Raw genomic sequence first — 20005 nt, 5'->3', positions numbered from 1 at the left:
ATTAGCGCTATGGCAGCTTTCGACCCATTGCGGACATTCATGCCCCTGATAGGTTCGGCGTATCGGGGGAAAAAGCCATGCGCGTCCGTTTTCCTGAACCGCCAAACGGCTGGCAGGCGTTCGCTTTTGAGTTTGTGACCATTGTTTTGGGCGTGCTCGTCGCATTGGGTGCTCAGGAACTTGTCCAAAGCGTTCATTGGCGCACGGAGGTGAGAACAACTCGCAAGGCTCTCGATGCAGAGCTGGCAAGAAATCGGGCCGTCTTCGACTATCGCTTCGGCCAGCGAGCGTGTGTCGGCGCGCGGCTTTCCGAGCTTCGACGGTGGGCAACAGACCTTCGTGAAAGCAAATCAGTGCCCCTAAAACATGAGATCGAAGAGCCACCATTTTTTGCGACGCGCACGGCGGCCTGGGAGATCACCGACGGCGAGATAGCTGCAAGAATCCCACTAGATGCGAAGCTGAACTATGCCGCCTTCTACGACGGCATCAGGCGCTACGACCAAATGAGGAATGACGAGGCGGAAGCCTGGGCCAAACTCGGAGAGTTTGAATCAAGCACGCGCCTGAATGAAGAGGACTATCGCGAGGTGAAGCGAGCGCTCGATGACATTGAAGACGTAAACACTTCGATCATGGCGTTCCGGGCGCCATTCGATCGATTCAGCCGAGCACTCAATATCAGTCCGGATGAAAGCCTCGAGATTGGAAATCCGCTCGTAAAACAGTGGAATGATGACTTCTGCCGACCTCTGTAGACGCCCGGTCTCCAAGCACAGCTTGGCTACCAACGCATTCCTCTTTGAGGGCCTGCGCTAATGGCAGCTTTCCACCCAGAGCTGACATTAACCCCTCCGCGCTACAGTACTACGCGATTGGCCTTGTGTGGGGACATCATGTCTGAGGTTGGTAAGCGGCGAGCGAGCCTTTGGCTGCCAGGGCTTTATGTAGCGTTTGCGGTCTACGCCTGGGTCGACTTCGTTAACACCAACCACGATGGCCTCGCCAACATCGGACTGTATTTGGTCACTTTGCCCGTCACGCTCGTCGAGTTGCTGCTTGGCGCAATTATGCACCGCAACAATGTCCTCACGCCGCAAGGCCACGGCTATCTTACGGACCACGCTCTGTATTACGTGCCCGCGGTGGCGGTAACGGCGGGACTTTTTTGGCTGCTGGGCAGAGCAATCGACCGGGCCTTGGCATGCTAGGGCGATTGCTTAGCAATCCGCTTAGCGCCTACTTTACGTTGGTCTCAGCAGGCCTGCTGCTCGCCGGTCTCGCGCTGTCCTACTCACGGCTCCGGCTCGTTTGGGGCGCATCTGCAACCGGCCAAGTAGTCGGATACACCGAGCGCGTGCTTACGCGGCCGGGCGCCAAAAGACAGTACATGCCCGTTGTTCGGTTCCAACCGCGCCATAGCTCCCCCATAGAGTTTCAGTCGCGCTTCGGCGGTGCGCAGTCGACGTTCTCGATCGGAGAATCTGTCATGGTCAGGTATCTTGCAGACAATCCGGGCAAGGCTGAGATCGCCGCAATAGAGCGGCTCTGGCTGGGTCCTTTCGTACTTGTCGGGATGGCGTTGGTCATGACCTACGCAGCGTGGAAAGCAAGCTCGGGGTGAGCCCGGGTCGTTGCTGAGGCTAATGTTACCGTCCCGGCCAAATTCGCGGTTGCCAGGGCGCCCTCACCAAGTAGGCCGGTTGTAAGACCGTGTGAACCGCTGCCTTGCAGCACCTTCAGCTAAGTGTAATAGTTGAGTAATGCACCAACTGCTCACCTTGATGGCGGCGGTTCTTACGAGCGCCCCTCAACTCGTGACGGCTACATCTTCGAGCGGTCCTGTCTGCGTGACGGAGCGCGTTCCGGACTACGTGAACGTCGACTTCATCCTTCATAACCCAACTGATCAGGAGCTTGCGGTTACGGAGGTTCGGGCATCAGTTTTGGCGGCGTCAGGAGAGGTCGTTGAAAAGCGGCTGGCCTGGCAAGCAGCATTGGACCTCATCGGACTAGGGGCTGGCGCTAAGCTCCCACCAAGGCATGACAGCCTCATCTACAACCCGTTCCACTTCGCCGCGGCCACGGCTGGCCAGCGGATACGCTACGAGTTCGACATTTCCGGCCAGTCTGCTCCAGCAGTCACCGAAGTTTCGCCTCGTGTCTGCAGAACCAACGCCGGGCTAAGGCTGCCCTTGGCGGGCCGTGTCTTGGTGCTCGATGGCCACGACGCTTTGTCCCACCATCGGAGATTCAATTATTTGGCCAAGTGGGCGCGCGACGAAGGAATGACCGATAATGTCCAGCGCTTTGCTCTCGACTTGGTCGTTGTCGATGAGGCCGGCCTCCGGTTCCGCGGAAGCGGGTCTCGAAATGAGGACTTCCACGGTTGGGAGCGGCCTGTTGTAGCACCTGGCGATGGGATCGTGGTCGCTGCTCACGATGGGCAGCCCGACAATGACAAGATCGGAGCAGAGAACAACTGGCACGGACGGACGTGGGAGAGCAGCGCGGGCAACTACGTGGCAATCCGCCACAATGACCATGAGGTCAGCGTCCTCGATCACATGAGGCAGGGCAGCGTGAAGGTCCAAGTTGGCGACAAAGTACGCTCCGGTCAGGTGGTAGGATTAATCGGAAACTCGGGATCCTCACTCATGCCGCACCTTCACTACGAACTGCAGGACCACGCAGGAGTAAATGACGCTCACGGACTGCCGGCCTACTTCCGCAACCTACGCTTGGTCTCGGGTCAAATAGCGGGCGCGCATGGCGCTGTATTGGATAGCGGGGACATCGTCATAGCTGAATGATCCCGCAACAGCGCTCAGGTCCGGTTTCTCAGGCCTCGGTGCGCTCGATAACGTTTGAACGCAAACTGCCGCATTAATGTCTGGCCTGAACGTCTCAAACCTGCATTCTGCTGATGACCTCAGTACTAGGGTTTGTCGATGCGAGTGCACCCGCTTTTGATCTGTCTTTTACTCCCTCTTGCGGGAACGTCGGGCGGAGCCGCACTGGCCCTTAAGCCAGCCACATCCACACAGCAGGAGACCGTGCGAATATGGCCCGGGCAAGCGCCAGGGACAGAAGACTGGAAGGCACCGGAGGAGGGTGCTGACGTCACGCTACCAAATGTCGGCAAGATTCACGTGATCACGAACGTCACGGTACCGACTTTGACAGTCTTTCGCGCGTCACAGGGGCGGGCAAACGGCACCGCGATGATCGTCCTGCCTGGCGGTTCGTTTCGAGCGCTCGCATGGGACGTTGACGGGATGGAGACCGCTGAGTGGTTGTCGAGCCAAGGCATCACCGCGTTCGTTCTGAAGTACCGGGTCAGGCCACCGCAGGCGGGGGAATCCTTCGGAGCGTCGCTTGAAGACTTTGCGCGCGCAACTGAAACCCGCCGCGCGATCGTAGTTGCCGACGCCCAGCAGGCGATCCGCTACGTCCGGTCGCATGCGCGACAGTACGCGATTGCCCCGAACCGGCTGGGCGTCATCGGTTTCTCGGCGGGTGCAATGGCGACGGTGGACCTGGCGCTTGCCACGGACCCCGCCGTGCGCCCGAACTTTGCGGTCTCGATGTACGGTGCGGCTCTGGCGGGCGAAATGCCCGGCCGCAGTGCGCCGCCGATATTTATCGGCGCCGCGCAAGACGACCCGCAATTGCCGGCCGATAACAGCGTCGAGATCTTCCAGCGATGGACGAAGGCGGGTTTACCGGCAGAACTGCACATTTACGAGCGTGGTGGGCACGGTTTCGGCTTTCGTCGGCACGACTTGCCCGTAGATAATTGGCCGGGAGTGTTTCGCACGTGGCTCGTCGCGCGAGGCTATCTGGCACCTTCGCAGTCAAGATGAGAGTCAGGCGCCCGCTGCGATGTCCGCTGCGCTTGGTAGCTTCAAGGAACGTTGCTTGCGGGCAATCCATAGCCCTGCCACCGTATCGTTGATGTGCAACCTTTATCGAATGACCGCCACGGTCGATGAAATGCGCCGCGTGTTCGGTGCCTTCGAAGGAGACCGCGATAACCTACCACCATTCGATGAGATCTATCCCAACTACAAAGCGCCGGTCCTTCGCCGGAATGGCAGCCGCCTCAAGCTCGAGATGATGACCTGGGGCTTTCCGGGCCCTCAGGCTTCCGGCGGAAGGCCCGTCACGAACGTGAGGAAACTGAGCAGCCCTTTTTGGCGATCGGCCCTGACCGATCCTGCGAGGCGCTGTCTCGTACCGGTCACGACCTTCTGCGAGTGGACAGCGGAGCCCGACCCACTGACGAAGCGCAAGTCCAAGGTCTGGTTCGGGCACCCGGACCAGCCGGTCTTTGCATTTGCCGGCATCTGGCGACCGGGCGAAGGCGGCCCGTTCATGTCATTCCTCACCTGTCAGGCGAACAAGACAGTGGGCGCAATCCACCCGAAGGCGATGCCGGTCATGCTCGATCCGCGCAGCTTCAATCGCTGGCTTGAGATTGATCGTGACAATATCTGCGAGCTGGCAGTGCCCTATGCGGACGAGGGCGTGATGGTCGTCGGCTAGTGCGCTGGGGACCAGCCAGACCGAAGACGCGCATCAAGGTCGTTGAATGCGGGCATGGTCGCTGGGATGACCACGGGCTGGACGTGCCGCATCACATCGAGACGATCGACTTCAAGGTTACTGGGACTGGCCACGAGCGTTTAGAAAGCATCTACCGCGACTGTTGCGGCAACCGCCGCCTGATTGCCGGGTTCAACGAGAAGCAGGGCGAACACCGCATTGCGGCGTGGATCTGCAAGCACGCCTCCTCATTCCCGACACGAAGGCGAAGGACGACCCCCTTCTTACAGGAGGACTTGTGAGCAAGCGGAGTTCTTGGCCGCCTCGGCGCCGATACCGGAGTCCCTACCGCAGTTATCGCCAGATGAAGGGGCTCGGCATTCTGGCCGTGCTCCTCGGCTTGGCGGCCGTACATTTCATAAGGGACGGCACATTAACTCACGGCACTGCCCCTTTTCGCAACTGCGCGGCGGCACGAGCGGCAGGGCCTACGCCAATCTTCCGCGGCCACCCGCGATGGAGCGATGACTTGGATGGCGACGGGCGCGCCTGCGAGCCGATGCAAGGCAATCGCTGACGCTCATTTCCTCGGCACCGGGGGCGACAGGACAGTGAGCCCCGCTTCCCGCGCGCCACACAGCGAACACCTAAACCGATGCTGGAGACTGCGGAGATCCTGCGTTCCGCACAACTTTACGACATCGAGGCCGCTCAACGTCCGCGCGTTCCCGCAACTCGTGCACTCGATCCGGAGAGCAGTCTTGAAGCGGACCAGGTCGGCGGCAGTTTGAACGTGTTTCGTGGACATCGTTCGGCGCGTAGCTTCAAAGAACGGACCGTGAACAGACTCCGAATCACCTGTTTGCCAAGATTATTGGGGATGCCTTCAGGGCCTGGCGGTTAATTCTGCCTCAGCGGCTCGCGTTGTCCACCCGGAAGAGCTGCTCGGAACGAACGAAAGCCCTGCTCCCCACATCGCCTCCCCGGCATCCGGAGCAGGGCTTTTGTTATGGGGCTTTCGGTCCATTGCGGTAATTTGGAAACTAAACGTCAGGCTCCTTGGCTTCGGTAAGGGCTAGGACCAGCGCTGCGGCAATGCAGATCAAAAAGCCGACAATCGCTGCGACCTTGGCCATGTCTTCCTCCACCGCCCTCCGACAGTCATTTAGCGTAGTGTCCGCTTTCCACCCATTCCTGCCACTAGGACGTGGCGCGGAATGCGCCAGTGTTGCAGGCTGAGGTGCGAATCTGCATCGAAGATTAGGGCCTTTCAGCCACGTTGAGCCGCAATGGCGGATGAGTTAGCGTCGAACGATGTTGCGCCAATGAAGATCGATCGTCGCGAGGCACTGACTGTCATCGGGGCAGCGGCGCTCGCACCCGCAACTGCCGCGACGGCGCAAGGGAAATCCGGTGTCGCCCTCAGGGGCCTGCTCGAGCGAAGCGCGCAAGCCGACGCGGCGCTTCATCCGCTGTCTGGAGACGAGAGTCCGCCAGCAGCTTCACCGCCTTTCGTCGATCCACTCGGGGAAGGCTATGCGCGTACGCTGGAGTACAACAAGCGCACGGAGCTTGCGGCACTCGGCGCGGTCGAGCGCGCTGGGCTCAACGCCGTCGACAGCACGGCTTACGATGTGTTCACTTATCGCACGCGCCAGATCGTCGAGACTTTCGACAGCGGTCTGTTCGACGTGACACGCCAAGCCAACTTCGATCCCTCTTTCGGCCTGCACGTGGAATTCCCGGACCTGCTAGCCGGAACCAGCCTCCCGTTCCTCTCGGTCAATGATTATGAGCGCGGCTTGGTCCGCCTCGACGGATTTGCCGATTATTTGAGTAGTGCGATCGCTAACTCCCGGCGCGGACGTGCCGCCGGGAACATCCAGCCGCGCATCCTGATCGACAATGTGCTTGCACAAGTCGACGCGATGCTGGGATTGCCGCTTCAGGACACCCCCTTCTTCGCCGCAATCAAGCGCATGCCCGCGGACTTTCCCGCAAACGAGCGCAGGCGCTTGGAGGCGGCGTACCGGACGATGATCGGGACCCGCATCCTGCCAGGGTATCGATCGTGGCAGGACTATTTACGTGATTATCGGAGGAGCGCGCTGGAGTCGCCGGGACGCTGGGCGATGAGGGATGGCGCTCGCCTCTACGCCGCTGAACTCGCACGGCACACGACGACTACCCTCGACGCCGATACTATTCATCAGCTCGGGCTCGCCGAAGTCGAGCGCATCCGCGGCGAAATGGGCGGTATCCGCAATCAAGTGGGCTTCAAAGGCGACCTGCCGGCTTTCTTCGAGCACGTGCGGACTGATCCGCGCTACTACTTCACCAAACCGGAAGATCTGCTTGCCAGATTTAAGGAGATTGAGGGTCGGATCTGGGCCGGCATACCGAGGCTTTTTTCCGAGCGTCCACGCGCACCGTTCGAAGTGCGCGCGTTGCCAGCGCTCGGCGGCCAGCGCGGCACTGGTTACTATCGTCCGGGACCCGCCGACGGCAGCTCTCCGGGCATCCTCTTCTTCAACATGGCCATGCTGAGCACCCGACCGATCCCAACCATGGAGACGCTGACGCTCCATGAAGGCATTCCCGGACATCACTTCCAAATCAACCTCGCGCGGGAGAACGAGGCACTGCCGCCGCTGCTTCGCTTCGGGTCTTCAACAGCCTTTACAGAAGGCTGGGGGCTGTATTCGGAATCGCTCGGGCGGGAGCTCGGGATGTTCACCGACCCCATGCAATGGTTCGGTCACCTCGACATGGAGATGCTACGCGCGGTGCGGCTGGTCGTCGACACGGGCATCCACGCGAAGCGCTGGGATCGTCAGCGCGGGATCGAGTACATGCTGGCAAACACGTCGATGGCCCCCAGGGATGTCGCGGTGGAGATCGATCGCTACATCGCTGCGCCGGGACAAGCCTGCTCCTACAAGATCGGCGAGATCAAGATGCACGAACTGCGGCGCCGTGCGACGGCGGCGCTTGGCTCAAGGTTCGACATACGAGAGTTCCACCATCAGATGCTGAGTACCGGAGCCCTGCCCCTCGCGGTTCTCGACCGGAAGATCGGCGATTGGGCCAAGGGCAGGCTCAGCTAGCGAGCGGACATTGGCAGTGCTTACCCCGCGCTTGCGTGCGCTTTCCTGGCGTCGCCTGCACTCTCGGTTTCTAGTGATTGAACATTAGCGGGCCCGGACGAAGACCAGGGTCCCGGAGCCCGTTCATCCTGACTTCCCCTCAGGACGAGAGTTCAGCACGGATTTGTGGATGCTGGAGCCTCCATACCTTTCAAGCCTGGCTCGGTAGTCGGCTGTTTTCCAGTTGTCTCGGAGCTTGGGCCCGCAGTGCGCGCACCCCAACACCAGCCTTGTCTCCAGCTCGTTTAGCCTGTCGACCGCCGTTGCATCCAACGGATCGATGTCGTTCGTCTTGTTGAAGTAATCCATGAGTTTCTGGGCCACGGCTTGGCCTTGCGCCCTGGCTTCTTCAGCGGCTTCGACCTGCGGCATCGCACCGTATTGGCCGAGCAGGTCAAGAAGGACCTTGAGATCGCGCGGCTTACCGCTCTTCACCGTCTGCGCGATAACGCTTCGAACGGCGAGCTCGTATTTCGTCATGGTTTCGCCGTTGATGGTGACTAGCTCGTCGCGAACGCGGGCGATCACCTGCGCTTGCGTCTCGGGCTTGCGCTTCTTTCTCCCCTTGAACCCGGACTGGCCCGGGACAAACTGCGAGTGACGTGGCGGCTTTCCATAACCGACTTCGTAGTCGCGTCTCCCAGTCATCGCGAGCTCGCGTCGAACAGCACTTCTTCGATTTCATTGAAAGTTCGGCCGTCATTCTCGAGAACTGCGTCGACCCCGGTCCAGTTTTGCCAACGGCGAATAGCAACATCCGCGTAGCGCGGGTCCAGCTCTAGTCCGTGGCAAACACGGCCGGTTCGCTCGGCCGCAATCAAGCTCGTTCCAGATCCCAAAAAGGGATCTACAATCGCGTCCCCGACGTGCGTGCAGTCGAGAATTGCATCAGCGATCATCTCGACGGGCTTCGGCGTCGGGTGGTGCTTGAGCATGTCCCCTTCTCGCCCTCCTCGGCTCGAAGCGGCGCAGGGATAGTTCCAGACGTTGGAGCGGTTCCTGCCATGCTTGCCCAGTTGGACGGCATTGACGTGCTTTCCCTGGGCGTGTCGGTAGACCAGGACCAGCTCGTGTTGCGAGCGGTACAACCCGCCCATGCCGCCCCGGTCTTTCACCCAGCAAACGAGCTGGACGAGACTGCCGAAGATCGGCTCGCACGCGCGCTGCAGCAGGTGCAAGCTGCGCCAATCGATGAAGGTAAAGATTAGCGCTCCGGGCCTTAGGACGCCCGACAGGTTCCTAGCGAAGTCACTAAAGAATTTCGCGAGCTCTTCGGGGCTCTTGTCTCCTGCTCCTTCTATGAAATTGCGGTGCTTTCCCTTCTTCGACACGAATCCGTCCACGACGCAGCCAAAAGGGGGATCCGTTACGGCAGCATCCGCTTGTCGGCCGGCCATCAAGAGCTGGAGATCTTCCGGGCTAGTAGCGTCGCCCACCATCAAGCGGTGATGGCCGAGCTTCCAAATTGACCCCCGCTCGGTGATTGCCGTCGAAGTCACGCAGGGAAGCGCCGCTTCCTCGTCACCGATGCGGTTCGGAATCCCGAGAGCCTTGTCCAACTCGCCGCTCTCGAAGCCTAGCATCGCGTGATCGAAATCCTCGATATCTCGTTCGAAGAGGCGCACCCATTCTTCGAGGCCAATCGGGTCCCAAGATCCGCGTGACTGAAGCTGGTCGATGGCCACCCGGTACTGTTTTTCCTCAACGGGCGTCATGCCGTCGTGCTGCAGCACGAGGATGGTTGGAATGCCGAGTTCCTGGACGGCATCGACGAATTCGATCCCGTCGAGAATCTCCAATGCGCCGTTGATTACGATCGGGAGGGGAGCGCCGGCTGGAAGCCTTTGGACGGTGCTGCGTGCCAATTCGAGTTCCCGCTTCGAGTGTCGACGCGGTTCCCCTGACAAGCGCTTCAGGTCGCTGGCTCTCACCTCCTGAAGCGTCGTGCGGTTGTTTCCCCCGAACGTCTTCCCCTGCTGGATCGTCACTTTCCTGCCTCCCCCGCGAATCGCTGGAGACAGTTCAATGAAAGCCCAGAGCCGGCAGCCGCAAGCCCCCCCGTGTCGGCTGTCGTGTATTCCTTGCGCGGAAACCAAATGTTCGCTCGAGTGGCAGCTAGCGTAGCCTAGAACATCAAATCTGTTTCCCTACGGTTTGAGCAGGGAATTCGCCGGCCAAGGTCTCGGGAATGCGACTCTTTTCGGCGACGCATGAACAGACATGCCGGACCTGTTTTTCGCGTTTTCCCTAAAAGCGCGGCGGTTTAGGGAAAATCGCGTGTGAGAGAGGTTCTCGCGCGACTGCATCCCGCACCACCACTTCGTGGTCAGCTCCGAAATCGAGAGCCGGGTACAAGCGGCCTTCTGGCCCTGAAGTCCACGACCGCCGAACGATCTATTTGGTACCGGATCGAATTTGCGAACATGGCACCCGCGGCCCTGGGCGGCAGCGACACCGTAAGCCTGCCCTGAATGACTGCCTGCGCCCTGGTTCCGTCCTGACCGAAGACATTGACCGGCGCGGCATCGGCCGACGCTGAGGCATCGACGTTCACCCTGGCCGGCGGGCGTATGAGAACTCCAGGCGCCCAGGTGATGCCGTAGGCCGGGTTGCTGTCCGCCGAAGAGAAGATGCTTCGCTGCTTCTTGCCCGCCGAGGGACCCGGATTAGCACCTCCCGTGACCTGCACCCCCACGCCTCCAGAAGCGATATCGAGGACGCCGCCATCGCAAGTGAAGACTTGGTCGCTGCGGCTCCGAATATTCAACCCGCTCTCTATCGTCAGATAAGCATCTCGAGCCACGAGCGCGTCGGTGGTGCAGTCGATGCTGCCGCCGATTACCTTTGCCGAGCTCATCCACCTGTTGCCTTTTCCGACGAGACCCGGGAGATCGGCGCCGCCATCGTTGTTGAATTCCGAATAGAGCTGGATGCCGCGGGCAACCCGCAAGTTCGGGGCGATGACGACATGGTCCGGCCCACGAAGGCTGATCCCAAATGCATCCTGCGCGCTGTCCACGATGGCGTTCGAGATCACCCAGGCATGTGCCCCGTGATGCGTATCGATCGCGGCGGAGAAACGCCCAGCGACCCGAGGATTATTGATACGGGTTCCGTAAGTCCGCCCCATCGAAAGCAGCAGACCGTAGGTGGGGCTGTTGGATGGAAGCGTAGAATTGCTTTCGGTGACTGCGTGACGGCAATCCTGCGCCACGAGATTGTTCACCTCGCCACCCCAGCAGCCACCTATCGCAATTCCGTAGCCTAGGGAGCCCGGTCTAACGCTGCCCCTCGTAGTTCGCGCGGGGAAGTCTGGCAGACCACGCACCTGGATACCGTTGGCGGTGAAGTTCACGCAGCCTTGGATCTCCAGGCCTTTGCCCACGCCAGGGCCCAAAGCCACGTTCTGAATGACGGGGGTGGCGAAGCCCTGCACGCGCAAGAGGGAGCGAGTGTTCCATCCCTGGGGACCGAGGTGAGCTGCGGCGCTTTCCACGTAGAAGGTTCCGCCGGTCCAGGAGAAGTCGTCACACAGGAGGGCAAACACCCGAACATTGTTCGCACGAGTGTAGGTATCGACTTCCGAGAGGTCCGAGGCGTCGCCGCGGTTTACGAAGCCGCGCGTGAACCGGAGAGGGTTCGCCAAGGTAAGCGTCGCGGTCATGTTGCCGTGGTCAACGACTTGGCTGAGCTGTGCCCATTCGCCAAGGCGGTACTGCCCCTGCTGGTTGCCCCGATTGCGGTTCCAGCCGTCGAGGGCGTCCGAAACGACCTTCACCCAGCCGCCGGGAGCAAAACCACCAAGATTCCCGGCGTGAGAAATGGTTAGCATCCTCGATCCCGCGGCATAATCAGCAGCGAGATCCAGAACTGCCGAGATCGGCCCGTTGAATTCGAGCCTGGCGCCGTCGGCTGTGTAGACGAAGGTATGGCCGTTCGAGATGACCCGGACGCCCCTGGCGGTGCGGACGTCGCCGCCATTTCCTATGGAAACCAGCCGGCTGATCCTCGACACGCCGCCTGGATCGAACAGGATCGTTGCGCCATCGGGCGCCCCGTTGAATGCGTTGACGATCTGCTCCGCATCGTCCGCCCCAGGGAAACTGGATACCCGGACGACGCCACTCAGCGCTCGCCGGTCCACGAGCTTGGCGATTGGCTTCCAGGCAGCTGGGGCGGCTGCCGTGACGCTGACGATGCCGAGACCTGCCAAGGCTTCGCGGCGCCGAATGCGAAAAGATGCCGTCATCGTTCGACCTCAAACCTGCGTGGACCGACCAACCATCGCTCGGACGAGGGACATCCAACCGTCTGCTCGGCTCGCTCAGTGATGCTCGAAACGCCCCTTAACCCGGGGTTAATTCCGATGATGCTGCTCTGTTCTGGGACAGGCAATTCCTTCCGCAAGTGTCTGTAGTTTCTAGCGGATATAAAGCCGGAATTCGGAGTTATCGGTCTTCACCTAAGCTTCGGGCGAGTCAGGGGATTTTGAATGACGAAAGTGACCTCGAGCGAATCAATTCGCGCCACCACTGTGGCCACGACTGCCGAGGCCGGCCTCGTGCTGACGGGCACTGCCGGAGACGATGAACTCAATGGCGGCGATGGCGACGACATCATCGACGGTCTTGCTGGAAATGACTCCATCAGTGGCGGGCTGGGCTCGGACCACCTGATCGGCGGACTGGGCGACGATTATCTCCTCGAGGGATTTGAGGACAACGGACCGTTCTCTGATGACACGTATGACGGCGGCGACGGCAACGATCGCCTGAACTACTTCAACCTCTCGGGTGGTGTGACGGTCGACCTGCGGATCACGGGTCCGCAGAACACCGGCGTGACAGGCAACGATACCCTAATCGGGATCGAGCACATCACCGCGACCAACTTCGACGACAATCTGACCGGCAACGATTCCGGCAACTGGTTATGGAGCCTGAGCGGCAACGACACGCTCGCGGGGAACGGCGGAGACGACCTGTTTACCGTCGGCCAAGGCAACAAGATCATCGACGGCGGTACTGGCACCGACACCGTCGAGATTCTCGATCAGGCCTTCTTCCAGCTCTACACGGAAGATGGGATCACACTGTCGCTCGCCAAGCAGGGGACCGTACAAGCAACGGAAGTTGGCGACTGGACGCTGACGAATATTGAAAACCTGGGCGGCTGGTATGGCAACGATCACCTGACGGGTGATGGCAAGGCCAACGTCCTGCTTGGCGGACAAGGCAATGACACGCTGGTTGGCGGCGCCGGGAACGACATCCTGGCAGGTGACGGATCGACCGATATTACCGGTGACAATTCTGGAGCGATCACCGTCGTCTACGATCCCGATTGGGAAGGCGGGCACGATTATCTCGACGGTGGCGACGGGAATGACACGCTGATCGGCGGCGGCGGAAACGACACGCTCGCTGGTGGGACCGGTGCGGACAGCATGACCGGCGGCACAGGCGACGATGCCTATTTTGTCGGCAATGCTTTTGACCAGGTGGTAGAGAACGCGTCGCAAGGCACGGACACCGTCAACACCACCATCAGCTATGTGCTTGGTAACAACGTCGAGAATCTGACTCTGCTAGGCGGCGCGGCTCTCAAGGGCACCGGTAACGGCCTCGACAATGTGATCGTGGGCAATACCGGCAACAACGTTATCGACGCCGGCGCAGGGAACGACACCCTCCAGGGCGGCGCAGGCACGGACACGCTAACCGGCGGAAGCGGAAACGACTCCCTCGATGGCGGAGCCGGCGGCGACGCCATGAAGGGCGGGACCGGTAACGACAGCTATTATGTAGGCAATGCGTTCGACAAGGTCACCGAAGGAAGCAACGCTGGTACCGACACCGTCTACAGTACGATCAGCTACGTCCTTGGCTCCAACGTCGAGAACCTGACGCTGACCGGTTCCGCCTCGATCAAGGGGACGGGCAACGGCCTTGCCAACACGCTGATCGGCAACTCCGGCGACAACGTCCTCGACGGTGGGGCCGGCGGCGACGTCATGATGGGCGGAGCTGGCAACGATACTTACTACGTCGGCAATGCCTTCGACCAAGCGATCGAGAACGCTTCGGAGGGTAACGACAGCGTCTACAGCACGATCAGCTACACGCTGGGCGCCAACCTCGAGAATCTGCGCTTGCTTGGAACGGCGTCGATCAACGCGACCGGCAATTCGAGCCGCAATCTGCTCGTCGGCAATGACGGCAACAACGACCTCAACGGCGGAACCGGCGCCGACAAGATGGGCGGCGGCAAAGGCAATGACACCTACCATGTCGACAATGCCGGTGATCAGGTGATCGAGAATGCCGCGTCCGGCACGGACACCGTGGCCAGCACGATCAGCTACACGCTCGGAGCCAACGTCGAGACGCTGCGGCTGCAGGGCTCGGCGGCAATCGACGGGACCGGCAATGAGTTGGACAACGTGCTCGCCGGCAATAGTGGCGCCAACACGCTCAGTGGCGGCGCTGGCAACGACAAGCTCCTCGGTAGCAAGGGCACCGATCAGCTGTGGGGTGGCACGGGTGCCGACGATTTCGCGTTCGGAAGCGCGGATTTCGGTGGGCTTACGGAGAGCACGGCCGACCGCATCCATGACTTCAGCCAGGCCGAAGGCGATCACATCAACCTGACCCAGGTCGACGCCAACAGTCTCCTCACCGGCCGCCAGGGCTTCAGCTTCATCGGCAGCGACGCCTTCCACAATGTCGCCGGCGAGCTGCGCTATGAGGAATCCGGCGGCAACACCTTCGTCTACGGCGATACCAATGGCGACGGCATCGCCGACTTTATGGTCATGCTCGATGGAGGCCACACCCTCACCGGAGGCGACTTCCTGCTGTGATCACACGAGCGCCGCTGCCTGACGGTAGCGGCGCTCGCATGGCGACATTCCGCCGAGTGAACCGTAATGCGCTATCGAACGACCGCCTTTCCCGGAGGACAGGCTTGTTCCAGTCCCCGACGATGGCTAAGGCAACGGTGCCGGTCTAGTTGGGGTGGGATTAGCTATTTTGATCAATATCTTGAGCCTTTCGCAGGAGTCGCTCGCCGCTGGTGCTCAGATGGCGCGGCCGCTGGCTCGAAAGTTTCAGCTAATCGCCGTTCTCATGTCGGTAGCCGGTTGCTCGACATCGGTGGGGCCGACCCGAGGAGCGATCGAGAGGGCGCCAGCAGTGTCTCCGCTTCACGGCATCCAGGTGCTCGAGGTGCGCGATGGCGTAGGCCTACAAGGCACGGCCGACGGCCTTGGCGGAGATTTTGCGGCTAACCTCGGTGACGCCACTCCCGTCGGCACGGTCGTCGGCGTCGGCGATGCCCTTTCCGTGACAATCTGGGAAGCTGCTCCGGCCGCGCTGTTCGGCACTACTAATATTGGCACCGATATCGGGGCTGACGTGCAGACGAGCCTTTCCAATAGTCTTCCGGAGTTGCTAGTCGGACCGTCAGGGACGATCACCATTCCGTTCGCCGGTGAAGTTCCAGCAGCTGGACGGACCCTCCGTCAGATCGAGCAAACCATTGTGGCACGCCTGAGGGGCCGGGCGCACTTGCCTCAGGCGATCGTTCGGCTCTCGCGCAATGCGACTGCGAACGTCACGGTGCTGGGAGACGTGAAGGCGCCTCAGCGCATTCCGCTCACGCCCCGCGGGGAACGCTTGTTGGATGCCATCGCTCAAGCGGGCGGGACTAACCAGGCGCTCGATCGGATCACGATTCAGATTTCTCGAGGGAGTGTCGTGCAGCGCATGCCGGCTGCGGACGTCATCCGTGATTCCAAGCAGAATATCGTTCTCGAAAAAGACGACATCATCACGGCCTTCTATCAGCCCTATAGTTTCACCGTGCTGGGTGCGGCCGGCCGAAACGACGAGATCCGGTTTGAGGGTGTGGGCCTGACGCTTTCGCAGGCTTTGGGGCGTATCGGTGGACTCCAAGGTGATCGCGCCGACCCGAAGGGGGTCTTCCTCTTCCGCTGGGAGCTACCTCAAGTGCTCGGCCAAATCCCAGCCGGAGTTCCGACGAACCAGGACGGGCGCATACCGGTCATCTATCGCGCCGACTTGAAACAGCCCGAGACCTTCTTCGCGGCGCAAAGGTTCCAGATGAGGGATGGCGACATCGTTTACGTCTCGAACTCGAAACTGTCTGACCTTCAACGCTTCGTTGGGGTGGTGGCTTCGTCCATCCTGCCGGTCTCGACGGTCCGCAACATCACGCGGTAAGAGGGCTTCTGGCCAACGACGCTCCACTGCTGCTCGACGTAACGCGGCTGATCTGGCGCCGCTGGGTCGGACGTCAACCGACCGGCGTCGATCGCGTCTGCCTGGCATACCTCGAGCGATATCGAAATGAGGCGCAGGCAGTCATCCAGCATCGCCGTTACCGGCGCATCTTGGATCGCAAGGCATCGAGTGCGCTCTTCGATCTGCTTGCGGAACCATCAGTCAGCTTCCGACGCAACCTGTTTCTGGGCGCATTGCGCCATGGTGCAAAACGGAAGTGCGCAGGTAATGGCCGGTTCTACCTCAACATCGGCCATACGGGACTTAATGATCCTGGACTCCGAGACTGGGTCCGTCGGGCCGACGTCCGGCCCATTTATTTCGTTCATGACCTGATACCCGTTTCCCACCCGCAATATTGCCGCGCAGGTGAGCGCGAGCGGCATATCGAGCGGATGCGGACAGTGGTTGAAACTGCAGCGGGCGTAATAACGAACAGTCAGGCCACGATCGCGAATCTTCGCCAGTTCGCCAGCGAAGTGCGCAAACCGCTCGCGCCGACCGTCGCCGCTTGGCTGGGATCGACAAGCTTGCCCGCGAGTTCGCCCGCGCCCGCCGACAGGCCGAATTTCGTTACGCTCGGGACTGTTGAAGCGCGCAAGAACCACATCCTCCTGCTCGAAGTCTGGGGTGGATTGATCGAAAAGTTGGGTTCCGCTGCTCCGCGCCTGACAGTCGTCGGGCAACGCGGGTGGGAAGCGCAACGGGCGATTGAAATGCTCGATCGCGAAGCATTCGGCGACGCGGTGATTGAGATCTCCGATTGTGATGATGCGGAGCTCGCTAGACAGCTGCGAGCGGCCCGGGCACTCCTCTTCCCAAGCTTCGCCGAAGGATTCGGAATGCCATTGATAGAGGCTTTTCAGGCAGGCGTCCCAGCGATCGCCAGCGACTTGCCCGTGTTCCGGGAAATCGGCCAAGGCATCCCCGATCTTCTCGATCCAACCGATCGTGTTGCCTGGCAACGGGCGATTGAGGACTATAGTCGTGCCGACAGCGTGGCGAGAAATGCTCAACTCCGCCGACTTTCATCGTTTGAAGCGCCCACTTGGGACGATCATTTCGCGAAAGTTGATTCCTGGCTCGACACGCTTTGAACGGGTAGCTTCCCGCAAAGCTTTTCCGTCATACTCTGCACCAGAGTGTTGACGGCAGATTCGCTCGCCAGTCCGCCCCGGACCAGGCAGCGATCGACGATCACACGCCGGAAAGCACCATAAAGGCCCGGCAATGGGGGCTCTGGGTCGGTCCAGAAATCATCGAGGTGACCGTCGAAAGTGAGCCCGCGCACGTTGTAAACGGCATCTCCCAGTGTGCAGACCGGCGTTCCAGCGGCCAGAGCAAGCGTCGCGGAAGTACTGTTGACGACGACCATTCCTTCAGCCTCGGCCGCGAGGGAATCGAGGTCGCCACCGTCGATGAAGTGCACGCGGTCCGCGACGTTCAGCCGCTTCGCCCGCCGCCGAACGAACCTGTTCCAATTGAAGAACGAGGAATCGAGAGGATGCGCCTTGATTAGCAGGGTCGCATCGTAGGGTGCGTGAGCAGCAAAGCTTTCAAGCACGAACGCAGCGGCTGCAGGCATGTCCGGAAAGGGCGAATGGTTGCGAATCTGGTAGTCGCCCGAAAGCTGCAACGGCAGCAGGAAGAACGGCTTGCCTTTCAACGCTTTCAGTTTCCGCTCTGACCTCCGCCTGCTGGAGGAACCAGTGAGGTACCTCCAACCCCAGCCCAACGCCTCCATGAGCGGTGCTTCCGGGCGGTGTGTCCGATGGAATGGAAACGTCAACGTTCCAGCGTGCACGGCGACGTAGTGCTTCGCTGAGTCACGTACGCGACGCCGGAAGTTTGCGGTGACAGGTGGAAGGAAAGGTTCGGCTGGGAGCAGGCTCGCCTGTTCGAAGAACCACTCCTTGTCGCGCCTCAGGCGCGAATATCCGTTCACTCCCTCGAGCTCGAGGGTCATCCAATGCGGCCGAAGATACCCCTCTTCCAAGACGTGTGTGCGAATGCCCCGCAGGGCAGCGATTCGACGGGCCGAGACGTGATACGGACGGCAGTCGCCGAACAGCAAGATGTCGGTAATGCGGTTCTTGCGCAGAAAATTGTCGAAGAAGACGGGCCAGTCGCGGAAACGTCCCCGGAAATTGGTGGCCTTCTCGGGCCAATCGACCTGATCGCCTGCGCAGATGTTGATACGCTCTACGATAACGCCCTTCTCCCGCATGGCACCGGCAAGCTTGTGCAGCAGCGGACCTGGCGGGCCCTGAAGGAAGACGAACGCGCGGCCGTCCGGCCGACGCGGAGGATGGGGCGGCTTCGCTCGCTCAGCCTTGCGCCGCTCGACAATTGCGTCGCCCGAATGGCCGTGAAAGTCGATGAGGGGCTTGTTCATGGCGCCAGCGCCCTCAGGCCGCGCATCACTTTACCCTGCAAGCGCCGCATCGACACCACCAGCCCTTGTTGAGTAGCGGCACTCTTCGCAAGACGGTCCACCACGACTTCTGCAGGACAGGGCAGGCCCGTCACTGGGTCGATATATCGGGGATAAAGAAGAAGCGCGGCGGCCACGACCTCGTCCAGGGTTCGTTTGGTCGTCCGGCGCGCAGGGACAGGGCCGAAGTCTCTTGTAAGTCCCCAGCCGGCGTAGAACGGAACGCCGTAAGTTGTGACAGACTTCCCCCGCATCAGCGCCTCAAACCCCGCCAGCGACGTGTTCACGTGAACCTCGTCAACCATCTCAATCAGCGACGAAATCGGCAAATCAAGTACTACTACATCTGCAAACTTAAGGCACGTGTTATCTGGAACAGAACCCCTGCGATGGCCGGCTACGACATCGGGATGCGGCTTATACAGGATATAGGCGTCCGGAGCGCGCTCTCGGACGCGTCTCAGCAAATCGAGGTTCGAAGTCAGGCCGCACCCGCCGGCGAGGACGGCGCGATCGTCTTCAACTTGCCCCGGCACGAGAACGTGGAGCCTTGATCCGGCGGGCCGGCTCAACTGCTGGGCACCAATTTCGTACTTTCCAAGACCCGCCTTTACGACCGCTTTGCGGAGGGTTTTGGCTCGCTTGAGCAGCTGACCACCCAGCTCTCCGTGCTGCAGGATGTTCTCGAGTTCACTCGGCCGCGAAGGATCGAAGTAAGCGCCGAGCGAATCGACGGTGATCGACAGCGGCGGCACGCAATCGGCGCCCAGGCCCTGCGACCGCAGGAAGCCGTCTTCCACCTCGATCAGCGGCGTGCCGCGTGCCTCAAGTGCAGCAAGCGCCGTGTCGGAAACTTTCGATCGCCAGATAGCGACGGACCGACCGGGGCTAGCGCTGTCTGGAACGTGGCCGAACACAACCGGGCTCGAACCATTCCATAGAAGCGGCGCTATGTTGTCCCGCTTCCAGAAGGCGAACCCAAGTGCACCTGAAATATCGCGATTTGCGTCAATGAGCGAACGCCAGAAGCCACAAAGCTGTACTGCTTCGCGCGGACCCATCCGTTCCCCCGTGAAAGGGTTGGAGAACCCGGGACCGCCAAACATGCGCTTGGCCAGTTGCTCGGTGCCACAAACCTTCTTCTCGAAGGCGCCTAGCTTTCCGTCTCGCCCATAGGTCGGAATGCCGAGAAGAGCCGCGATGATCACAACATCATCGTCGTCCTCGGTGAACAGCGCACTGGCGCCGCTCAACATGTGCCAAGGATCGCACTCGCCTCTGACTGGTCTTGCATTGCCCGCGTCACATGCCGGTTCCGAAGTCCACAGAATGACCGGCAGGTCGCCGTCAGTGTTCACGGCCTGCGCTGCTTCGGGTGATCGCACCAGCACATAATTGCTAGGCAGTTCCGGCTGGGCCGCCCAGAACGTTCCTCCGACCCGCAGCGTCCTTGCCAAGTCCACGATCTCTGCCGCTTCACCGCCATCGAACGGGCGGTTGGTAGACCATTCCGCGAGACGCCTGACTCTGGACCCTGGAAAGGGTGGCATGCAGAGAAACGGCGTTCGCACTGA

At 60.8% G+C, this 20005-nt stretch carries 16 protein-coding genes; 11 read left to right on the top strand and 5 right to left on the bottom strand.

Annotation, left to right across the window (positions count from 1 at the left end; genetic code table 11):
• The first annotated feature begins 77 nt into the window (after window positions 1-77).
• From LZ016_RS13765 to LZ016_RS13730, 8 genes are all read left to right on the top strand, one after another.
• Window positions 78-758: a hypothetical protein gene (locus tag LZ016_RS13765; RefSeq protein ID WP_241448027.1), complete on the top strand. Its 681-nt coding sequence runs from the start codon at window positions 78-80 to the stop codon at window positions 756-758.
• A gap of 138 nt (window positions 759-896) precedes the next feature.
• Window positions 897-1211 carry a hypothetical protein gene (locus LZ016_RS13760; protein WP_241448026.1) on the top strand — a complete coding sequence of 105 codons (315 nt, stop codon included), beginning with the start codon at window positions 897-899 and terminating at the stop codon, window positions 1209-1211.
• A 278-nt stretch (window positions 1212-1489) separates the two neighbouring features.
• Window positions 1490-1624, top strand: a complete 135-nt coding sequence (locus LZ016_RS15810) for a hypothetical protein (protein WP_436286371.1) — start codon at window positions 1490-1492, stop codon at window positions 1622-1624.
• Between the two features lie 250 nt (window positions 1625-1874).
• Window positions 1875-2813, top strand: coding sequence for a M23 family metallopeptidase (locus tag LZ016_RS15760; RefSeq protein WP_241448024.1), 939 nt, complete (start codon window positions 1875-1877; stop codon window positions 2811-2813).
• A gap of 339 nt (window positions 2814-3152) precedes the next feature.
• Complete coding sequence (locus LZ016_RS13745) at window positions 3153-3866, top strand: alpha/beta hydrolase (protein WP_241448023.1); 714 nt, start codon at window positions 3153-3155, stop codon at window positions 3864-3866.
• A 91-nt stretch (window positions 3867-3957) separates the two neighbouring features.
• Entirely contained in the window at window positions 3958-4548 is a 591-nt protein-coding gene (locus LZ016_RS13740) for an SOS response-associated peptidase (RefSeq protein ID WP_277622833.1), read from the top strand.
• Between the two features lie 364 nt (window positions 4549-4912).
• Window positions 4913-5125 (top strand): excalibur calcium-binding domain-containing protein, encoded by a 213-nt coding sequence (locus LZ016_RS13735; RefSeq protein ID WP_241448021.1) that lies wholly within the window; start codon window positions 4913-4915, stop codon window positions 5123-5125.
• A 748-nt stretch (window positions 5126-5873) separates the two neighbouring features.
• Window positions 5874-7655, top strand: a complete 1782-nt coding sequence (locus tag LZ016_RS13730) for a DUF885 domain-containing protein (RefSeq protein WP_241448020.1) — start codon at window positions 5874-5876, stop codon at window positions 7653-7655.
• A gap of 123 nt (window positions 7656-7778) precedes the next feature.
• On the opposite strand, the gene LZ016_RS13725 is transcribed toward LZ016_RS13730, so the two are convergent.
• The 3 genes from LZ016_RS13725 to LZ016_RS13715 form a co-directional block, all read right to left on the bottom strand.
• Window positions 7779-8342, bottom strand: a complete 564-nt coding sequence (locus LZ016_RS13725) for a DUF5681 domain-containing protein (RefSeq protein WP_366512930.1) — start codon at window positions 8340-8342, stop codon at window positions 7779-7781.
• Window positions 8339-9559 carry a DNA modification methylase gene (locus tag LZ016_RS13720; protein WP_241448018.1) on the bottom strand — a complete coding sequence of 407 codons (1221 nt, stop codon included), beginning with the start codon at window positions 9557-9559 and terminating at the stop codon, window positions 8339-8341. Before LZ016_RS13720 ends, LZ016_RS13725 begins: the two co-directional genes overlap by 4 nt.
• 461 nt (window positions 9560-10020) lie before the next feature.
• Entirely contained in the window at window positions 10021-11943 is a 1923-nt protein-coding gene (locus LZ016_RS13715) for a hypothetical protein (protein ID WP_241448017.1), read from the bottom strand.
• Between the two features lie 243 nt (window positions 11944-12186).
• On the opposite strand from LZ016_RS13715, the gene LZ016_RS13710 reads away from it, so the two are divergent.
• The 3 genes from LZ016_RS13710 (at window position 12187) to LZ016_RS13700 (ending at window position 17094) form a co-directional block, all read left to right on the top strand.
• On the top strand, window positions 12187-14556 hold the full coding sequence (locus LZ016_RS13710) for a calcium-binding protein (protein WP_241448016.1): 2370 nt from the start codon (window positions 12187-12189) through the stop codon (window positions 14554-14556).
• 331 nt (window positions 14557-14887) lie between these two features.
• Window positions 14888-15937, top strand: coding sequence for a polysaccharide biosynthesis/export family protein (locus tag LZ016_RS13705; RefSeq protein WP_241448015.1), 1050 nt, complete (start codon window positions 14888-14890; stop codon window positions 15935-15937).
• Window positions 15938-16107: 170 nt separating this feature from the next.
• Complete coding sequence (locus LZ016_RS13700) at window positions 16108-17094, top strand: glycosyltransferase family 4 protein (protein ID WP_241448014.1); 987 nt, start codon at window positions 16108-16110, stop codon at window positions 17092-17094.
• Here the strand turns inward: LZ016_RS13700 and LZ016_RS13695 are convergent.
• Window positions 17055-18392: a capsule polysaccharide biogenesis protein gene (locus tag LZ016_RS13695; protein ID WP_241448013.1), complete on the bottom strand. Its 1338-nt coding sequence runs from the start codon at window positions 18390-18392 to the stop codon at window positions 17055-17057. The genes LZ016_RS13700 and LZ016_RS13695 overlap by 40 nt on opposite strands.
• Complete coding sequence (locus LZ016_RS13690) at window positions 18389-19888, bottom strand: capsular polysaccharide export protein, LipB/KpsS family (RefSeq protein WP_241448012.1); 1500 nt, start codon at window positions 19886-19888, stop codon at window positions 18389-18391. Before LZ016_RS13690 ends, LZ016_RS13695 begins: the two co-directional genes overlap by 4 nt.
• Between the last annotated feature and the right edge of the window lie 117 nt (window positions 19889-20005).

Origin of the sequence: Sphingomonas telluris (assembly GCF_022568775.1) — a bacterium.
In the GTDB taxonomy this organism is placed as follows: domain Bacteria; phylum Pseudomonadota; class Alphaproteobacteria; order Sphingomonadales; family Sphingomonadaceae; genus Sphingomicrobium; species Sphingomicrobium telluris.
Note: the sequence above shows the minus strand (reverse complement) of the source record. Positions and strands in the feature narration are given on the sequence as shown.

What these genes read in the sequence shown, in the direction of transcription:
- LZ016_RS13735 (WP_241448021.1), top strand. Translation starts at nt 4,913, where the DNA reads ATGAAGGGGCTCGGCATTCTGGCCGTGCTCCTCGGCTTGGCGGCCGTA.
- LZ016_RS15810 (WP_436286371.1), top strand. Translation starts at nt 1,490, where the DNA reads ATGGTCAGGTATCTTGCAGACAATCCGGGCAAGGCTGAGATCGCCGCA.
- LZ016_RS13740 (WP_277622833.1), top strand. Translation starts at nt 3,958, where the DNA reads ATGTGCAACCTTTATCGAATGACCGCCACGGTCGATGAAATGCGCCGC.
- LZ016_RS13760 (WP_241448026.1), top strand. Translation starts at nt 897, where the DNA reads ATGTCTGAGGTTGGTAAGCGGCGAGCGAGCCTTTGGCTGCCAGGGCTT.
- LZ016_RS13725 (WP_366512930.1), bottom strand. Translation starts at nt 8,342, where the DNA reads ATGACTGGGAGACGCGACTACGAAGTCGGTTATGGAAAGCCGCCACGT.
- LZ016_RS13710 (WP_241448016.1), top strand. Translation starts at nt 12,187, where the DNA reads ATGACGAAAGTGACCTCGAGCGAATCAATTCGCGCCACCACTGTGGCC.
- LZ016_RS13765 (WP_241448027.1), top strand. Translation starts at nt 78, where the DNA reads ATGCGCGTCCGTTTTCCTGAACCGCCAAACGGCTGGCAGGCGTTCGCT.
- LZ016_RS13730 (WP_241448020.1), top strand. Translation starts at nt 5,874, where the DNA reads ATGAAGATCGATCGTCGCGAGGCACTGACTGTCATCGGGGCAGCGGCG.
- LZ016_RS13695 (WP_241448013.1), bottom strand. Translation starts at nt 18,392, where the DNA reads ATGAACAAGCCCCTCATCGACTTTCACGGCCATTCGGGCGACGCAATT.
- LZ016_RS13715 (WP_241448017.1), bottom strand. Translation starts at nt 11,943, where the DNA reads ATGACGGCATCTTTTCGCATTCGGCGCCGCGAAGCCTTGGCAGGTCTC.